We start from the raw sequence: 17,222 nt of genomic DNA, 5'->3' as shown, positions 1-17,222 counted from the left end.
AGATATAATGGTATAGTTAGTACAAGAAAGGGTGGAGGTGAAACCATTGGCAAACATTAAGTCAGCTATCAAACGCGCTGAATTGAACGTTAAACAAAACGAGAAAAACTCAGCACAAAAATCAGCTATGCGTACTGCAATTAAAGCATTTGAAGCTAACCCATCTGAAGAGCTTTTCCGCGCTGCTAGCTCAGCAATCGATAAAGCAGAAACTAAAGGTTTGATTCACAAAAACAAAGCAAGCCGCGACAAAGCACGTCTTGCATCAAAACTTGCTTAATAAAAAAAGAAACCTTCGGGTTTCCTTTTTTTTATTCTCTCATACTCACCAACCAGTCACTTCAAATGTATAGGTCTGGTTATTATAATAGTACTGATAGGTATAGACATAACCCAGGGCATCAAAGAGGGAATTATTGTCGCTGCCTGCTAAATTCACCATTTCTTGCAAGGCTTGCTGGTTTGCGAATTGCAGAAAAATCCTCTCTGCACCCTGCTCTTTCTGCTGACGAACACTTTCTAAGATGGCTAGCTCATCAAAGCTTGGGAAATAGGCTCCCATCTGCATATAATAATTAAGGGAATTATCTTGAGCAGATGGATAGGTCAAAGGCCTTGACTGAAAAGGGTATTCCTTGCCCCAGTAAGCCAGTAAATCACTATCAGCCTTTCGACTTCTATTTAAAAATTCATCCGTAACACAGAGATAGTCATAAGAAATATCTGATTTCGCTTGACCACCCATGGCTTCTTCAAAGACAGGATCACCCCAGGTCGTATCAATACCGTAGTACTGACCATCAATCTGAACCAGGTTCCATGCATGGCCGATTTGGTTTCCCTGCTCACTATTGGCCATTCCACTCACATAGATACAATCTATACCAGCTAATTTACATAGATACTGAAAGGTTCGGCTATAGCCTGCACATACAGATTTCCGTTCAAGAAGAACACTGGTAATCCCCTGTTCTTTCCAAGAAAGACTGTCATTGGACAGGGCCTCTAAATCATAGTCAGTTTGTTTGATAATGGTTTCGTAGAAAAACTTGACCATCTCATAATCTGAACCCTGGGGAGCCTGTTCGATAATAGTTCGAGCAAGATTTTCAAGTTGCCAACTGACTTGCTCAGCATCATCAGGATAGATAGGATTTGATAAGTCTGAAAAACCAATCCCATCAACCATGGCATCCGTTAACCAATAGTATTCCGGGAAATCATTGGCAACAGAAAAATAGACACGAGTATAGGTTTCCTGATTGACCGAATCAATCTCAATCCTGCTTTCTCTTTTTCTCAAGCCATTAACAAATTGGAGATAGACACGCCGTTCCCTGTCTGTATCCAACTCTTGAAAATAAAAATTCCCCGCAACTTCTTCCCTTAGCGCAGACAATTCTACTTCACGTTCTTTTTTCTCCTGAACAAATTCAAATTGCAGGTCTTTTAGTTTGTCTGCTACTTGGTCAGTTGAACAAGCAGTCAAAGTGATCACCGAAAGACTGAGGAGGCAAATAAGGGGTAATTTTCGGGCATAGAAATACTCTTTCATTGTTCACTCCTAACAACTATTGGCTCTTGAACTAGCAAAATGACAGATTCCAGAGCTCTTACAAATTAGTATATCACACTTGACCAAAAAGAGGAGTAGGAAAACCAGTTTCAAGTTTTCACCACTCCTCTTTTTTATCTCATCTCATAAAATCAAGAACTAATCTAACTAGTATTATTTAGGAAGGTGGACTTCAAAAATACTCCCTTTTGGTTGATTATCTTTGACAAGAATTTGACCATTGAGGGATTTGATAATCTGTTGAGCCAAAGAAAGTCCCAGACCAAAACCACCTTTTTGGCGTGTCCGTGCCTTATCAACCCTATAAAAGCGGTCAAATATTTTCTTCTTATCTGCATCTGAGATACCTAGACCATTATCAGCTACAGCGATGGAAACATAGCGCTCCTTCATAGTAGCCGTAATGTGAATGTCACCATTCTCATCCGTGTATTTCATTGCATTATCAAATAATATCGTTAATAATTGCTTCAACAGAACCCTGTCCGTTCGGAAGGACTTTTGAATGAGATTGTTACACTTAAATTTCTTGCCATTTTCCTCAGCAATGATACGATAGTTTTCAAATACTTCATCCAAGTAGGCAGGGCTCACCTCTACTATATCTAGCTTAAATCCATCATCACGCCGAGCAAGATTAAGCAGATTGGTCGTCAGTAGGCGCATATTTCGTACTTCTTCCAGACTAGAACCAATACTCTCACTACTGTCCAAAATCGTTGCTTCTGGATGACGGAATAGACTTTCCAAACGATTTTGCAATACCGCTAGTGGTGTACGCAATTCGTGGCTAGCATTCTCAACAAAATCCTTTTGCTTTTGATAGCTAATTAAAATAGGTTTCATGCTGAGATTAGCCAAGTAAATACTAGCGACAATCGAAATCAACCAAGCAGAAATCATAACTACAGCTACAGTCGATTCATAAGTTCCAATAGAAGACTTTATCTGGCTGACATTGACCAAAATCGTTGCGCAGGTAATATCATAGTTAGAATAATAGCCCAAATCCTCCGCGGATAATTCAACCGTTATATAGCGGTAATGTTCCTCAGAACCAAATGGAGTTTCAACCGTCAACTCCTTGATTTCCCCCAACTTTTCTTTATCGACTTTCAAATCGGATAAACCTGTAAAATTATCCGGGTTCAAAAGCGCACCACTCTTGCTATAGAGCAAAACATGGGTATTGGTGCCTAACCTCATTGGTTGATCACCTTTCTTATCCTTTGGTGGTGGAGCCTCCGATGAAGCCGTAGTTGAGGTGGAAGTTGTTGCAGAAGGTTGCTCACTTTCATCATGGATAATAAATTCAGAATCTGGCTCATAGGTCCGCGCAATTGCAAAACCAATCATCATAGAGGGTTCATCCTTAATCCGACTTAGTGTATCATCTGTCGTCTGATACATAGTGGAGCGCATGAGCTGAAAGATGATGGCTGTCATCAAACCAAATATCAGGGTAAATACAGCAAAATAGCGAATGAAGAAGGAAAAACTTTCCGTATTGACAATCTTTTTATATCTCTTAAACATTCTTTAGAATGTAGCCGACACTGCGAAGGGTTTGCAGATTTTCTCCGAAGGCCGTTCCTTTCAATTTTTTACGAACTTTTGACACATAAACTTCCACTACTGAAATGGTCGTATCGCTGTCAAATCCCCACAAGCGATCGAAAATCTGTGTCTTAGGTAGGATAACATTTTGATTTTGTAGGAAATAGACCAATAGTTCAAACTCTTTGCCCAGTAGTTCAACTTCTTTACCATCTACCTTAGTGGAATTAGTCGCAAGATCAACTGTCACATCACCGTAGGTCAATTGATTGTCGTTGAATTTACCTGAACGTTTAAGGAGGGCTTGAATACGCATTTTCAACTCTTCCAAATAGAAAGGCTTGGTCAAATAATCGTCCGCACCCAATTCAAATCCGTGACCTTTATCTTCAAGACTTTCCTTGGCTGTTGTAATCAGAACAGGGGTTGTCACTCCTTTTTCACGCAATTCTTTCAAGACTTGGAAGCCATCCTTCTCAGGCAACATCAAGTCCAAGAGAATAAGGTCATACACACCTGACTCAGCCTCGTAAATTCCTTCTTCTCCATCAAAAACCTGCATGACATCTGCAAAGTCATCTAGGAAGTCAAAAACGGAGTTAGATAGACTTAAATCATCTTCTACCAACAAAATCTTTATCATATTTTTCACCTTTTTCTACTATGTAAAATCGTTCAAGGAACTAAGGAAGAACTTGAACTTTGATTTTCTGTCACTTTTATCGAGTTCACTCTGTATGACCAACAAAGCTGGGTCAATTATACCACTTTTTTCTTATTTTTCCTATTGGTTTGATGTCACGGAACTACCTGAAATTTGTGCTTTTATTTCTTTATTTTTCTCTTTTAGGGCATTGACTTCATCAGAGGAAGTATTCGACTGACTAGAACCACTTGTGACATCGGGCGGTATTGTAGCTTGATTAGGTGACATTCTATTAGTATTAGCATTGTAATCGGACGGCACTCCTCGCATTGCTCCATTTTTGCCAGGAGGCTTACCTCGTAAACGACCATTAGGTGCTGGAGGGGGTTGGTTTCCAACGATTGAATTATCTTGGTTTTGCGCCAAAGTGGCTTGGCTTTGACTAGTCGCATTTCCTACACTTTTTGCAACTGACATCCCACCAGCAAATCCTACAGTGGCCGCAGTTATAGCAACCGCTGCCAATACTGTTTTCGATTGCGACTTTAATAGATTGATGATTGACATGAAATTCCTCTTTTCAATTTATATTTATCAGAATAATGGTAACTATCTGATGATAAAAATAGTATAAAATGAAAAACTTAAAGCAAACTAAAGGTAGGTAGCACATTCTTATTCCATACAAAAAGAAGTCCTTTCGGACTTCCATCTTACAATTCAGTGATGTCGCCAGTTCGTAGGTAAACAACCCACTCACAGATATTTTTAGCATAGTCACCAACACGTTCCAAGTAAGTCAACACTTGGAAATAGTCACGACCAGCAACCAAAGAATCCGGATTTTTCTTGATTTCCTCAGTTGTCAATTCTTGGATAGATGAGTAAAAATCATTGACCACTTCGTCACGTGCCGCTACTTCATAAGCACGCTCCATGTCCGCATCACCAAGGTAAAGTTCCAAGGTTTGCTCTACTAGTTGACGAACCTCGCGACCCATTTTCTTGATTTCTTCTTCAACAACAGGAATGCGAACTTCCCCCTTCATACGAATCGCAGCCTTGGCAACTGAAACAGCATGGTCACCCATACGCTCCAAGTCACTAGTAGCCTTCAAAACAGTGATAACACGACGAAGGTCTGTTGAAACAGGTTGTTGAAGGGCAATGATTTCAAGTGATTTTTTCTCTAGTTTCACTTCAAAAGCATTGATTTTCTTATCCGCTTCAATCACTTCTTTTGCTAACTCACGATCATGAGTGGTGAAAGCACGAACGGCATTATTGATTTGTGCCAACACTTCGTTACCCATGGCATAAAATTGATTATGGAGTTTGCCTAATTCTTCTTCAAACTGAGCTCTTAACATACGAACCTCTTTTCTATTTCTTACGGCCTAGCCGAATTTACCTGTGATGTAGTCCTCTGTTTCTTTACGTTTCGGACTGAGGAACATTTCTTTGGTCAAGTCATACTCGATCAAATCTCCGTCCAAGAAGAAACCAGTTCTATCTGAAATACGTGACGCTTGTTGCATCGAACGCGTTACCAAGACCATGGTATATTTGTCCTTCAAACCATAAAGCGTATCTTCAATCTTACCAGCTGAAATTGGGTCCAAGGCTGATGTCGGTTCATCCAACAAGATAATCTTTGGACTGGTTGCCAGTACACGGGCTACACAGACACGCTGCTGCTGACCACCTGATAAGCCTACGGCCGAATCATGCAAACGATCCTTAACTTCGTTCCAAATAGATGCACCAGTCAAAGCGCGTTCAACTGTTTCATCAAGAATTTGCTTATCCTTAATACCGTTAATACGAAGACCGTAAACAACATTCTCATAGATAGACATAGGGAATGGATTCGGTTGTTGGAAAACCATACCGATTTCCTTGCGAAGGTCTACTGTATCTGTACGAGGACTGTAAATATTTTTCCCATTGTAATCAATAGCACCAGTCAAGGTCACTTCTGGGTTCAAATCGCCCATACGGTTAATAGCACGCAAGAGAGTTGACTTACCAGAACCTGACGGACCAATCAAGGCTGTAATTTCATTTGGATAGAAATCAATTGAAACACTATTCAAAGCCTTTTTCTTATTGTAGTAAACAGATAAATCTTTTACTTGTAAAATAGGTGATGTCATAGTTTTCCTTTCTATCCAAAGTGACCAGAAACATAGTCATTAGTTGACTTGAGTTTTGCATTTTGGAAGATATTAGCTGTCTTGTCATACTCGATTAGGTCGCCAAGATAGAAGAAAGCTGTGTAATCACTTGCACGGGCCGCCTGTTGCATATTGTGCGTTACGATGATAATGGTGTAGTCTTTCTTCAATTCAAACATGGTTTCTTCCAATTGCATGGTCGCGATTGGATCCAGGGCTGAGGCTGGTTCATCCATAAGCAAGATTTGCGGTTTTACAGAAATCGCACGCGCAATACACAAACGTTGCTGCTGTCCACCTGACAAGGTAAAGGCTGATTTGTGTAAATCGTCTTTAACTTGATCCCAAAGGGCTGCTTGTTTAAGAGAAGTTTCAACGATCTCATCCAAAACTTTTTTATCTTTCACACCCGCACGCTCATGGGCAAAGGTAATGTTGCGATAAATTGATTTTGCAAATGGGTTTGGACGTTGGAAAACCATGCCGATATGCTTACGAATTTCGTAAACGTTCATATCTGGTCTGTTAATGTCAATCCCTTCATAAAGGATTTGGCCTGTTACCTTAGCAATGTCAATTGTATCATTCATACGATTCAGACTGCGAAGATAGGTTGATTTACCACAACCCGATGGACCAATCAAGGCTGTAATTTTATTTTTCTCGAACTGCATATCAATGCCCTTGATGGCTTCATTTTTACCATAGTAAACATGAACATCTTTTGTCGAAAGGGCAATATTTTCTTCTGGGAAAGTAATGATATGGCGTTCATTCCAGTTATAATCTGCCATTTTTTCTCCTTATTAGTCAGACTTCTAAGCCGCTGAAGTCATTTTCGCATGAAGTTTCTTACCGATATAACGAGCAGAAAGGTTGAAAATCAAGATGAATACCAAGAGGATGGCTGCTGAACCAGCTGACACTTGAGTTGCATCTGGGATTGTCCCTTCGCTGTTGACCTTCCAAATATGAACCGCAAGGGTTTCAGATTGACGGAAGATAGAAATCGGACTCGTAACACTCAATGGATTCCAGTTTGACCAGTCAAGGGCTGGTGCTGATTGACCCGCTGTATAGATGAGGGCAGCTGCTTCACCAAAGATACGACCTGATGCCAAGACAATACCTGTAACAATACCAGGCAGTGCTTCAGGAATAACTACGTGAAGAACCGTTTCCCAACGAGATAAACCAAGGGCCAAACCAGCTTCACGTTGCGTATGGTGAACGTGACGAAGGCTATCCTCAACGTTACGGGTCATCTGTGGCAGGTTAAAGACTGTAAGAGCCAAGGCTCCTGACAAGATGGAGAATCCATACTCAAACTGTACAACGAAAATCAAGTAACCAAACAAACCAACGACAACGGATGGAAGAGATGACAAAATCTCAATACAGGTACGGATGAAGTTTGTCAAAGGACCTTTCTTAGCATATTCAGCCAAGTAAATCCCTGCACCTGTTGACAAGGGAACAGAAATCAAGAGCGTTACAACCAATAGGAAGAATGAGTTGTAGAGCTGAATTCCGATACCACCACCAGCTTTATATGAAGAGGATTTGCTGGTCAAGAAATGCCAGTCAACATGTGGCAAACCGCGGAGCAAGATATAGAGAATAAGTGATGTCAAAATAACGACAATCACCGTAGCGATGGAGTAAAGAATACCAGTCGCCAATTTATCGAATTTTTTAGCGTGCATAGTTTTTCTTACCCTCTCTCGTAATAAATTTCATAATCATGTTAAAGATAAGGCTCATCAAGAGCAAGACAAGAGCCAAGGACCAAAGAACATTGTTTTGAACTGTTCCCATAACCGTATTACCAATACCCATGGTCAATACAGAAGTCAAGGTCGCTGCAGGCGTTGTGAGAGAAGTTGGGATAACCGCTGAGTTACCAACTACCATCTGAATCGCCAAGGCTTCACCGAAGGCACGCGCCATTCCGAAGATTACGGCCGTGAAAATACCTGGCTTAGCAGCATTCAAGATAACGCGCCAAATCGTTTGCCAACGAGTGGCTCCCATGGCCAAACTCGCTTCACGGTAGTGACGTGGCACAGCACGCAAACTATCGACCGTCATAAAGGTTACTGTTGGTAAAATCATGACAAATAGGACAAATACCCCTGACAAGATACCAAAACCAGTACCACCGAAGATTGAGCGTACAAAAGGCACAACCACTTGCAAACCGATGAAACCATATACTACTGACGGAATACCGACTAGAAGCTCAATAACAGGTTGCAGGATTTTAGCACCACGTTTTGGCGAGATTTCTGTCATGAAAACTGCTGCACCAATGGCAATTGGAGTAGCCACGATGGCTGACAAAATCGTAACGATGAAAGAACCTGAAATCATCGGCAAAGCTCCAAAGATTTTAGAGCTTGGTTCCCACTTGCTTCCAAACAAGAAATCAGTGATGCTCACACCGTCCACAAAGAAAGTCGATAAACCACGTTGCGCTACGAATATCAAAATCATGGCAACGATAAAGACAATGAGCGAGAGGCAAAGGAAGGTAATAACCTTACCAAACTTCTCCAAGCGAGAGTTCTTAGACGGAGAAGATAATTCTTTAGCTAGTTGTTCGTTTTTCATGCTTACTCCTTCTCTGTCACCGTGCCATCAGCACTCTTTTCAACCTTCATATCATTGATAGAGATGTAGCCCATGCTTTCAACGATACCATCTTGAACCTCATCAGACATCATGTAGTCCAAGAATTCCTCCGTTAATTCAGTTGGCTCACCCTTGGTGTACATATGCTCATAAGACCAGATTGGCCAAGCATTGGTTGCCACGTTTTCTGCAATTGGCTCAGCACCGTTTAGCTTGATGGTTTTTACTGAGTCATCAAGATAAGCGAATGACAAGTAGGAAATAGCACCCGGTGTTTGAGCTACGATAGACTTGACCATCCCGTTTGAATCCTGCTCTTGGCTTTGTGCCGCTGTATGACCATCCATAATAATACTATCAAATGTGGCACGGGAACCTGAACTTGCTGCACGGTTAATGATAGAAATAGGTAAGTCTTTTCCACCTAGCTCTTTCCAGTTTGTAATCTCACCTGTGAAAATCTTACGGAGATCTTCTGTTGTGATATCATCAACAGTAACTTTCTCGTTGACGATAACCGCCAGACCCGCAACGGCAACCTGATGGTCGACCAATTTGCTAGCATCGATACCGTCCTTCTCTTCCGCAAATACATCTGAATTACCAATCTGAACTGCTCCAGACTGAACCTGTGACAAACCAGTACCTGATCCACCACCCTGAACGTTTACAGATTTTCCGATATTGACACTACCGAATTCATCTGCTGCGGCTTCAACCAAAGGCTGAAGAGCTGTAGATCCAACTGCAGTGATAGACTCTCCACGGTCGATCCATGAGGAACAACCAGCAAGAGCTACACTACTCAAAAGAAACAAAGCTGCAATTCCAAGCTTCTGCTTTTTTTTCATTTCGTTTTTTCCTTTACATTTTTCAGTGGAATCTCCTTTTGATTTCCTTGTATTTTACAAGGAATTTACAAGTTATTTCCACTCATCCACTATATCATATAAAAAGACAAGTTGCAAAAAAAATCTGCTTATTTCTACTAAAATCTCAAGCCCTTTGGAAAGGCATTTTTTAGGGTGCCAGAAACAATTTTTGCAAATCCAAGACCGTTTCCTTGAACTGCAACCTGATACCAACCATTAGGTAGGTCCTTAGAAACTGCAACAGTCTGTCCAGCCACATATGCTACAAAGTCATCTGGACTGATGTCTACTCTATGCTTGACTTCTGAACTGTGAAGGGCCAAACCCAAGGCGAAACTGGGTTCAAAGCGTTTCTTCTTGAAAGTACCTAAATGGAGTCCATTTCGTGCAATCTTAACGTTAGACAAATCTGGCAATCCATCTGGCAAGAGATAGAGATTATCTCCAAAAACCTGTAACAAGCCAGTTAGCTGCACCGTTAATTGCTTCTTCTCAAATTCTTTCCAGAGAGCTTGTTGCTCTCTATTTAGGTTAGATTTCCCTGGCTTCAGTTTTTTCTGCTTAGTTTCCCCTAAAAATCTGAATTTTGCAACAAACTGCCCTTCGCCTGAAAAATGATGAGGATACATGCGAGCCGTTTGAGGGTAGCCAATCCCTTCTGCCATGCCATTGATTTTGGGAATATCAACCAACTCTAGCTCATAATTCTCCAATAGCCAAGCGACGATTTTTTCATTTTCCTCTGGTGACCAGGTACAGGTCGAGTAAATCAACTGCCCTTCTGGAGCCAGCATTTCTAAAGCGGATTCTAAAATTTCTCGCTGTAGACTAGCACACTGGGCTGGATAGTCTTTTGACCAGTATTGAATAGCAGCAGGATCCTTTCTGAACATACCTTCACCAGAACAAGGAGCATCTAAGACAATCATGTCAAAATAGGCTGGAAAGACCTTGGCCAAACGGTCGGCAGATTCATTGGTCACGACTACATTTCTTGCTCCAAATCGTTCAATATTTTCTGCTAGAATTTTTGCCCGTTTGCTTGAAATTTCATTACTCACTAGCAGTCCGGTATTGTCCAGATAAGAAAGCAGGTGGGTTGATTTTCCACCCGGTGCTGCAGCCAGATCTAAGACCTTCATTCCCTTTTCAGGGCTGGCAACCTGTCCTACAACTTGGGCAGCTGGTTCTTGTGAATAGACCAAACCAGTCACGTGTTCAGGCGATTTACCTGAAACTTTACCATAGTAAGACCAAGGCATATATGGAATTGAATGTTCAAATGCCAACTGATTTTCCTTTAGCGGATTGACACGAAACCCTGAAATAGCTGGATCATCAAAACTCTCAAAAAATGCTTGGGCTTCTGGACCAAGCAAATCACTATATTTGTCAATAAAATCCTGTGGTAATTGCATTAGAATAAATACCTCTTCACTTCTTCTAAGTGCTGATTGGCAACGAGGATAACATGTTCTCTCTTATCATATGAGGGCACTTCTGCCTCCAAACTCAGCAAACTAAATCCCAATCCTTGACCTAAGATACTTGCTGCGGCATAATCCCATGGATACAAATAGGAAGCGTAGGCAAATAACCTTCCTTCTAAAACATGGGAAAAGCCAATTCCTGCACTGCCAACTGACCGTGTGCCTAAAGTCTGATTTGCTAGGTCAGCCAAGCCATGTTGATTGGCTGCGTAGAGTTGAGCATTCAAGCCCATCAGACTTTGCTGGAGGGGAGCAAATGTCTGTTGCTTTAACGGCTCCTCATTACAACATACTAGAAAGTTTCCACCTCCGTGAAATAACTTGTCCTGTATCACATCATAAATCAGACCAAACTGTCCAACTCCGTTTTCAAAATAGGCGACCATAATGGCAAAATCATTTTTCTGTGCAATAAAATTGCTAGTTCCATCAATTGGATCGATGACCCAAACATTTCCATGTAAAATAGAACTGACGTCACCACCCTCTTCACCCAAAATGAAATCATTGGGATATTCAGATTTAATCTTAGTTGTCAGGAATTCTTGGACTTCCTTGTCCAAATGCGTCACCAGATCTTTAGCACTGGCCTTTTCTTCGATTTTCAATGTATCATTTAGATGTTGGCGCAAGAAATCCCCAGCGGATAAAACTATAGACTGGGCAAATACATACTTAGTTTCCAAGACGGATAACTCCTTTTCCTTTTTCCTTAGCAGCCTTGATAACTTGATAAGTAGAATAGCCAGATACTTCTTCAAATTCGCGATCAATCTGGCGTTCCTGCCCCTTACTCTTTACAACATCCTTAAATTCTTTATAGCTGGTAAGGATAGCACTTGCATCCGCACCCTTTTCATAGGCTGCCTCCACCTGATTTAAAAAAGAAAGCACGGAGGAAATCTCCTCTGTGCTCCACGAAAAATCAAGTGGATATGAATAATTTTTGTTCATATCTTCTAAATCAATCTTTCTTATCCGATTTCTGCCCTCAATGTAGCATTTTTTAGTTCTTGTTTGCGGTATTTGCGTGGTAAGAATGCACGAATTTCATCTTCATTGAAACCGATCTGCATCCGTTTCTCGTCCAAAATAATGGGACGGCGCAAAAGACTTGGGTAAAGTTCAATCAGCTCAATCAACTGCTTAATGGACAACTCATCCACATCAACATTTAACTTTTGAAAAACTTTGGAACGAGTGGAAATCAAGTCATCTGTTCCGTTCTCCGTCAAAGCCAATATCTTTTTCAGTTCATCCGCCGTCAAAGGGCTGGTCATGATATTGTGTTCAACAAAAGGGACTTCGTGACTGGTCAACCAAGCACGCGCCTTACGGCAACTGGTACAACTCGGTGATAAAAATAACGTAATCATCCACTAATCCCCCCTTCTACATTATCCTTCAATTCTATTATAATGCATTTTGAACTAGTTTTCAATAGGGAATTTTAGTCTAAATCTCTTAATTTTTCTAAACTTTCTATTTTAGCTTCTAGTCGCTTGATCATCTCTGTTTGTTCATCCATTTTTGAAAGCAATAAATCCAACTTAGTTTCTTTCTCAGTTTCAGAGAAAAAGCGGGTAATGGTTGAAGTTACCATACCAAAGGTACTAATCCCAACCAGCATCAAGAGGATGGCAATTACTTTTGAAATGGTATCTTGGGGAACAATATCACCATAACCCACGGTTGTCATAGTAACGATAGACCACCAAACTGCGTCAAAAAAGGATTTGCCTTCAATGGCTGATAACAGGACGCTAGCAATTAAAACGGCCGAAAGGTTTAACATCAAGACCTTGGACAAACTGTTAGTATGTAAGAGCCTGTTAACCGTATTCCAAAAACGATTGGAAAGGGCAAAAATACGGGCAACTTTGACCAATCTAAATAGCCGAGCCAAACGCCCCAAACGAAGAAAACTAAAGACGGAATCGAATGGAATAATCGCAATCAATTCTAAAATATGGGTTTGAATGTAGTCTATACTATCATCTGCATAATAGAGGTTGACAAAGTAGTCACAGACGAAGATAAACCAAAGCAGCCAGTCTAAGGCGTTATAGCCAGCTGAACTTGCAATGCTGGCATCTATCAACTCAAGAATAATCAAAAAAACATAAACGATAGCTAGATAGGTCATCCCTTTTTCATATCGGGGATCTTGAATTATTCTTTTAATCATTTTTCCCCCATTGCAAAGCGAATACTTCATCCAACTTCATCTGTTCCATTAGGCTATCAATGCCATCAAATTTGACCATGTCGCGAATTTTTTCGAGCCAGAAAATAGTGATTTTTTCACCGTAAATAAAGCGGTCAAATCCAAAAATATGGGCCTCAATCCGCATTTCAGTTCCGTCAAAAGTGACATTTTTCCCTACGCTAGTCATGGCACGGTAGCGTCTGCCATCCACTTCAACATCTGCTACATAGACCCCTTCTGATGGCAAATATACTCGGTCAAATGGAGCCAGATTTGCTGTAGGATAGCCGATGGTGCGGCCTCTGGCATCTCCATGCACCACAATTCCCTCTGTCGTAAAGGTATAACCAAGAAGACGATTGGCTAATGCAACATTTCCTGCTTGAATAGCTTGTCGGATACGGGTAGATGATACCTTTTCACCATCTAGGCAGACTTCTTCAACAATTTCAACTTGCCCGTCAAACAAGGCTGTCAAGTCTGTCACATCCGCTCTGCAATTTCCGAAATGATAATCAAAACCCGCCACCAAGACCTGGGCATTAAGACCTCTTATGTAGCGGTCCAAAAACTGCTGTGGAGTATTGCTGGCAAATTCACTGGTAAAGTTGGTCAAAACCAGCTGATCCACACCGTATGTTTCTAGGAGGCGATAGCGTTCCTCTTGACTGGTCAAATGAAGCAAGAGCTCTGGAGCGAAACGAGCAAAGGCTAGGCGAGGGGACTCTGGAAAGGTCAGTACGGTCACCGACAAACCCTTTTCATCCGCCACCTTCCTAGCTCGGTCCAGGAGTGCCTTGTGCCCCAGATGAATGCCATCAAAATAACCTAGAACCAAAACAGTCGGCTCTTCCTGATGGAGTTCTTGATAATTTTTAATCGTTCTAATCTTCATAGTGTTTATTTTATCACAACTAGGCTAAAACTTCTTCAAGAAAAACCTTGCGAGGCTTATAGACTTGGTCACGTTTTTCTAGGATAGCCACCAGTTTCTCCTTATGAAAACCTGCCAACAAATTCGCCTGACTATCTAAGCTTATAAAACGACCAAATCTGGCATCAATAACTTGCTCAATCGTCAAATCAACAATAGGCAAATCACCAATTCCCTGCTCAATAGGACGGAGGAAGGAATAGTCAGCTTGAGCTACCTTGTCAGCGATTTCGTCAATAGTCAGGGCATCTGATAAATGCATACCAGCTGAACCTGTACGCTCTAGCTTGGACATATGGCTGGCATAGCCCAACTTAGCCCCTAGGTCAACAGACAGGGTACGGACATAGGTGCCCTTGCCACAGCGAACTCGGAAGGTGAACCGTGCACAGTCATCTGCTCGTTCAATCGGGCTGGTCCGTTCAAAACTGTAAATGTCGATTTGGCGTTGTGGACGCTCAACTTCTTCGCCCGCCCGTGCGTATTCGTAGAGTTTGCGGCCCTTGACCTTGACAGCAGAGTACATAGGCGGAATCTGGATAATGGTCCCGACAAAACTTGTCATAGCTTCATCAACTGCCTGCTCTGCTATGTCCAAAACCGGTGTCCGCTCGACGAGGTCGCCCGACGCATCTTCAGTCGTGGTCGAATAACCGAGGGTAATCTCCCCCTCGTAAATCTTTCCCTCTTCCTGCATGTACTCAATCATGCGAGTGGCCTTGCCTACTGCGATGGGCAGAACGCCTGTCACATCTGGGTCCAAGGTCCCACCATGCCCAATCTTCTTCTCCTGCAAAATCTTGCGGAGCTTAAAAACAACATCGTGCGAGGTCATCCCCGCCTCTTTTTTTACGTTAATAATTCCTGAAATCATGTTCTCATTATAACACAAAGGACCGCTCTTGTGGGCGGTCCGGTATGATTTAGATATCCCGATGAAAATCGCTATCAATCTCAAAAAATGGTTGAATATCCTGAACATACTCCAAAACGCCTTGAAACTCTCCTTGGTCATCGCGGACAGCCTTATAGACCACATAGACAAACTTGCCCATGCTCTCGGACTTGAACCACATGGTGACCTGGTCTTTTTGCCCTGTACGGAGCAAGTCAAAAATCTTCTTGACCTTGTCCACTATTTTGGGAGGATGGCAGAGCTCCACATGGCGTCCAATCTGGCTTGGCGTCCGTTTGAAAATCATGTCTTCGATAGGATGGCTGTCATTATAATACTGGAAAATGTCATCCTTGTTGACAAAGGTTAATTCCAGCGGTAAATGGTTGAGGATAAGATTGGCTTGCTCAACAGATAAATAACCATTGCCAAAGGTCTGCGGACTAGTCCTGTCCTGAACGGTTTCTGACTTTTCCTTGGGTGTGAAGGTAATGGTAAACTGGCCTTCTGGCGTGTCGATAATCTGCTGGTTTGGTCCTGCTGGCTGCGGAGAAATGCTATCTGCTGGCTGCTCTGCGATTTCTCCAAAAACCGCCCGATGAGGTACCCACTTGGCTGTCGGCTTGACAATGGCGTAGCCGTAAGCGTCGCTGTCCGCTGCCACTTGGAGCCAGTCGTCCTGGGTGAAAATCTCCAACAAAATCATGAGAAGAATGGCCTCCTCCTTAAAAATCATCTCTTCAAATTCCTTGGCAAAGGTTTCAAAATGGGCTTTGGTTGCTGCTATGTCGCCGCTTTCGAGAGTTTTTCGAGCTGTCTTGAAGAGGTCCCGAATCTCGTCGTCCACACCCCACATGACCTTAGGCGGTGCATCGTGACCGTACCGCTCCATGATCGGAAAGAAGATTTTTTCCTTGCGGGTATAGTGGTTTTCAAACTGCCCCAAGAGGTCAAACTGGCGTGTCAAACCTTGCAGGAGCTGGTCTTTCAGCTCCGCATCCTCTGTCTGCTCATACTGGTCAATGATACGGCGGATGCGTAAGAGAGCTGCCCGCAGTGCCAGGTTTTCCTGCTTGAAGACATAGACAGGGTGGCCTTCCTGGTCCATATCCGCCACTTCCACATCTGCAATGGCTCCTTTGAAGAGGTTGGCGTGGATATTGCAAAGGCTCATGACGTCTTCAAAAGTGATACCAGTGTCACTGGACATAAGTTCATGCTCCATCATGGAGATTTCCAGGGCAGAAACTCCCGTGAAATGCTGATTAAACTGGTCCTGAACAGACTCTGGACTGGCACCATTGTGCAGGTCCAAGAGAATATTCTTCAAAATGTCAATCCGTTGGTCTGTCATTATTCTCCTCCAATCACTTCGTAACCGTTGCATTCCAAGACCTGTTGAATGCGGTCTAACGGAATCTTGGTCATCTTGGAGCCTGTCTTCAGACTGGTCACTTTGCCAACCGTGTTGAGCATAGCTGGATTAGCCAAGGGCTTGAAACCAAGCTCCACCAGAATGTCCTTGACTTCTGGATGCTGGTTGATAATCTCTGCAACAGGTAGATTTAGATCGATGGTGTTCATCTTACCTTCTCCGTTGAAATACTATTAAATTGTTTATTGTATCGTTCTGAAATCACCCTAATCTTCCCTTGCTGACTTTCCTCTAAGTCGTTCATGATATCTTCAATGTCAACTGAAAGTGGTTGCCTATTAGTAAAATCGATAAAATCTCCATCTTTGAAAGAGCCACCGTTTCTCCAATAGATAGCCTTTGTTTTATGTGCAAATACTTTTTCGATTTTCTTTCTAACATCTGAATTATCTTCTTGACAAATTAAAAGAAATACAAAATCGTCTTTTGAAAAGTGCTGACTTATCTCAGAATAAAGATACTCTCTAACAGAAGGAAATTCCGGGTACTCAAACAATTTCTCCTTAAATTGATTAACATAGTTTTTAATGACGGGATCTGTACAAATTTGTGTTTCAAGTAACTCCCTATCCTTCAATACCTCATCTTTAATATTCTTAGTTGCCGCAACCTGCAAACAATAATATCGATCATCTATAGATATGGAATCATTTTCTGAAGATATGAGCTTTCTTTTACCAAACAATGCCCATACTCCAGGAATTGCAAACTTCTCTATATTACTATCTGTAATAAGTTCTAAACCTTCGAACAAATTCATACAAAGTTCCTTTCTATTTGTTATTGACCTAAACTAA

Annotated in this window: 21 protein-coding genes; 1 reads left to right on the top strand and 20 read right to left on the bottom strand. The window is 41.9% G+C overall.

From position 1 onward, the window contains the following. Positions 1-31 precede the first annotated feature (31 nt). Positions 32-280, top strand: coding sequence for a 30S ribosomal protein S20 (gene rpsT, locus ACEE44_RS00415; RefSeq protein WP_012027069.1), 249 nt, complete (start codon positions 32-34; stop codon positions 278-280). Positions 281-325: 45 nt separating this feature from the next. Here the strand turns inward: rpsT and ACEE44_RS00410 are convergent, their stop codons facing one another. The 20 genes from ACEE44_RS00410 to ACEE44_RS00315 form a co-directional block, all read right to left on the bottom strand. Next, positions 326-1,555 carry a transglutaminase domain-containing protein gene (locus ACEE44_RS00410; RefSeq protein ID WP_332411482.1) on the bottom strand — a complete coding sequence of 410 codons (1,230 nt, stop codon included), beginning with the start codon at positions 1,553-1,555 and terminating at the stop codon, positions 326-328. 174 nt (positions 1,556-1,729) lie between these two features. Next, on the bottom strand, positions 1,730-3,112 hold the full coding sequence (locus tag ACEE44_RS00405) for a sensor histidine kinase (protein WP_449170849.1): 1,383 nt from the start codon (positions 3,110-3,112) through the stop codon (positions 1,730-1,732). Next, complete coding sequence (locus tag ACEE44_RS00400; protein ID WP_105117942.1) at positions 3,105-3,776, bottom strand: response regulator transcription factor; 672 nt, start codon at positions 3,774-3,776, stop codon at positions 3,105-3,107. The genes ACEE44_RS00405 and ACEE44_RS00400 overlap by 8 nt, the downstream gene beginning before the upstream one ends. Before the next feature lie 141 nt (positions 3,777-3,917). After that, positions 3,918-4,346 carry a hypothetical protein gene (locus tag ACEE44_RS00395; protein ID WP_449170848.1) on the bottom strand — a complete coding sequence of 143 codons (429 nt, stop codon included), beginning with the start codon at positions 4,344-4,346 and terminating at the stop codon, positions 3,918-3,920. A 146-nt stretch (positions 4,347-4,492) separates the two neighbouring features. Beyond that, positions 4,493-5,149, bottom strand: coding sequence for a phosphate signaling complex protein PhoU (gene phoU / locus ACEE44_RS00390; RefSeq protein ID WP_105125423.1), 657 nt, complete (start codon positions 5,147-5,149; stop codon positions 4,493-4,495). A 27-nt stretch (positions 5,150-5,176) separates the two neighbouring features. Further along, positions 5,177-5,935 carry a phosphate ABC transporter ATP-binding protein PstB gene (gene pstB / locus ACEE44_RS00385; RefSeq protein WP_171998850.1) on the bottom strand — a complete coding sequence of 253 codons (759 nt, stop codon included), beginning with the start codon at positions 5,933-5,935 and terminating at the stop codon, positions 5,177-5,179. An 11-nt stretch (positions 5,936-5,946) separates the two neighbouring features. Further along, positions 5,947-6,750, bottom strand: a complete 804-nt coding sequence (gene pstB, locus ACEE44_RS00380; protein WP_029173634.1) for a phosphate ABC transporter ATP-binding protein PstB — start codon at positions 6,748-6,750, stop codon at positions 5,947-5,949. Between the two features lie 24 nt (positions 6,751-6,774). After that, a complete protein-coding gene (gene pstA / locus ACEE44_RS00375) occupies positions 6,775-7,662 on the bottom strand; it encodes a phosphate ABC transporter permease PstA (protein WP_044758719.1) in 888 nt (295 codons plus the stop codon). Beyond that, the gene (pstC, locus tag ACEE44_RS00370; RefSeq protein WP_029176378.1) at positions 7,652-8,569 is read right to left on the bottom strand and encodes a phosphate ABC transporter permease subunit PstC; all 918 of its coding nucleotides are present in this window, start codon (positions 8,567-8,569) and stop codon (positions 7,652-7,654) included. The genes pstA and pstC overlap by 11 nt, the downstream gene beginning before the upstream one ends. A gap of 2 nt (positions 8,570-8,571) precedes the next feature. Beyond that, positions 8,572-9,441 (bottom strand): phosphate ABC transporter substrate-binding protein PstS, encoded by an 870-nt coding sequence (locus ACEE44_RS00365; RefSeq protein WP_105145447.1) that lies wholly within the window; start codon positions 9,439-9,441, stop codon positions 8,572-8,574. Between the two features lie 137 nt (positions 9,442-9,578). Then, positions 9,579-10,880, bottom strand: a complete 1,302-nt coding sequence (locus ACEE44_RS00360; RefSeq protein ID WP_449170847.1) for an RsmF rRNA methyltransferase first C-terminal domain-containing protein — start codon at positions 10,878-10,880, stop codon at positions 9,579-9,581. Then, on the bottom strand, positions 10,880-11,638 hold the full coding sequence (locus tag ACEE44_RS00355) for an inositol monophosphatase family protein (RefSeq protein ID WP_449170846.1): 759 nt from the start codon (positions 11,636-11,638) through the stop codon (positions 10,880-10,882). Before ACEE44_RS00355 ends, ACEE44_RS00360 begins: the two co-directional genes overlap by 1 nt. Continuing rightward, positions 11,628-11,906, bottom strand: coding sequence for a UPF0223 family protein (locus tag ACEE44_RS00350; RefSeq protein ID WP_172098472.1), 279 nt, complete (start codon positions 11,904-11,906; stop codon positions 11,628-11,630). Before ACEE44_RS00350 ends, ACEE44_RS00355 begins: the two co-directional genes overlap by 11 nt. Positions 11,907-11,926: 20 nt before the next feature. Next, the gene (locus ACEE44_RS00345) at positions 11,927-12,328 is read right to left on the bottom strand and encodes a Spx/MgsR family RNA polymerase-binding regulatory protein (protein ID WP_105125429.1); all 402 of its coding nucleotides are present in this window, start codon (positions 12,326-12,328) and stop codon (positions 11,927-11,929) included. Positions 12,329-12,402: 74 nt separating this feature from the next. Beyond that, positions 12,403-13,140: a potassium channel family protein gene (locus ACEE44_RS00340; RefSeq protein ID WP_449170845.1), complete on the bottom strand. Its 738-nt coding sequence runs from the start codon at positions 13,138-13,140 to the stop codon at positions 12,403-12,405. Beyond that, on the bottom strand, positions 13,133-14,056 hold the full coding sequence (locus tag ACEE44_RS00335) for a bifunctional riboflavin kinase/FAD synthetase (RefSeq protein WP_449170844.1): 924 nt from the start codon (positions 14,054-14,056) through the stop codon (positions 13,133-13,135). The genes ACEE44_RS00340 and ACEE44_RS00335 overlap by 8 nt, the downstream gene beginning before the upstream one ends. Positions 14,057-14,075: 19 nt before the next feature. Then, entirely contained in the window at positions 14,076-14,966 is an 891-nt protein-coding gene (truB, locus tag ACEE44_RS00330) for a tRNA pseudouridine(55) synthase TruB (RefSeq protein WP_449170998.1), read from the bottom strand. A gap of 52 nt (positions 14,967-15,018) precedes the next feature. After that, entirely contained in the window at positions 15,019-16,344 is a 1,326-nt protein-coding gene (locus ACEE44_RS00325) for a DUF438 domain-containing protein (RefSeq protein ID WP_449170843.1), read from the bottom strand. Beyond that, positions 16,344-16,574: a DUF1858 domain-containing protein gene (locus tag ACEE44_RS00320; RefSeq protein WP_015646769.1), complete on the bottom strand. Its 231-nt coding sequence runs from the start codon at positions 16,572-16,574 to the stop codon at positions 16,344-16,346. The genes ACEE44_RS00325 and ACEE44_RS00320 overlap by 1 nt, the downstream gene beginning before the upstream one ends. Then, a complete protein-coding gene (locus ACEE44_RS00315) occupies positions 16,571-17,185 on the bottom strand; it encodes a hypothetical protein (protein WP_449170842.1) in 615 nt (204 codons plus the stop codon). Before ACEE44_RS00315 ends, ACEE44_RS00320 begins: the two co-directional genes overlap by 4 nt. Between the last annotated feature and the right edge of the window lie 37 nt (positions 17,186-17,222).

Source organism: Streptococcus sp. 32226D021BW, from assembly GCF_053545015.1.
The sequence above is the reverse complement of the archived record's forward strand: the minus strand, read 5'-3'. Positions and strand labels throughout refer to the sequence as shown.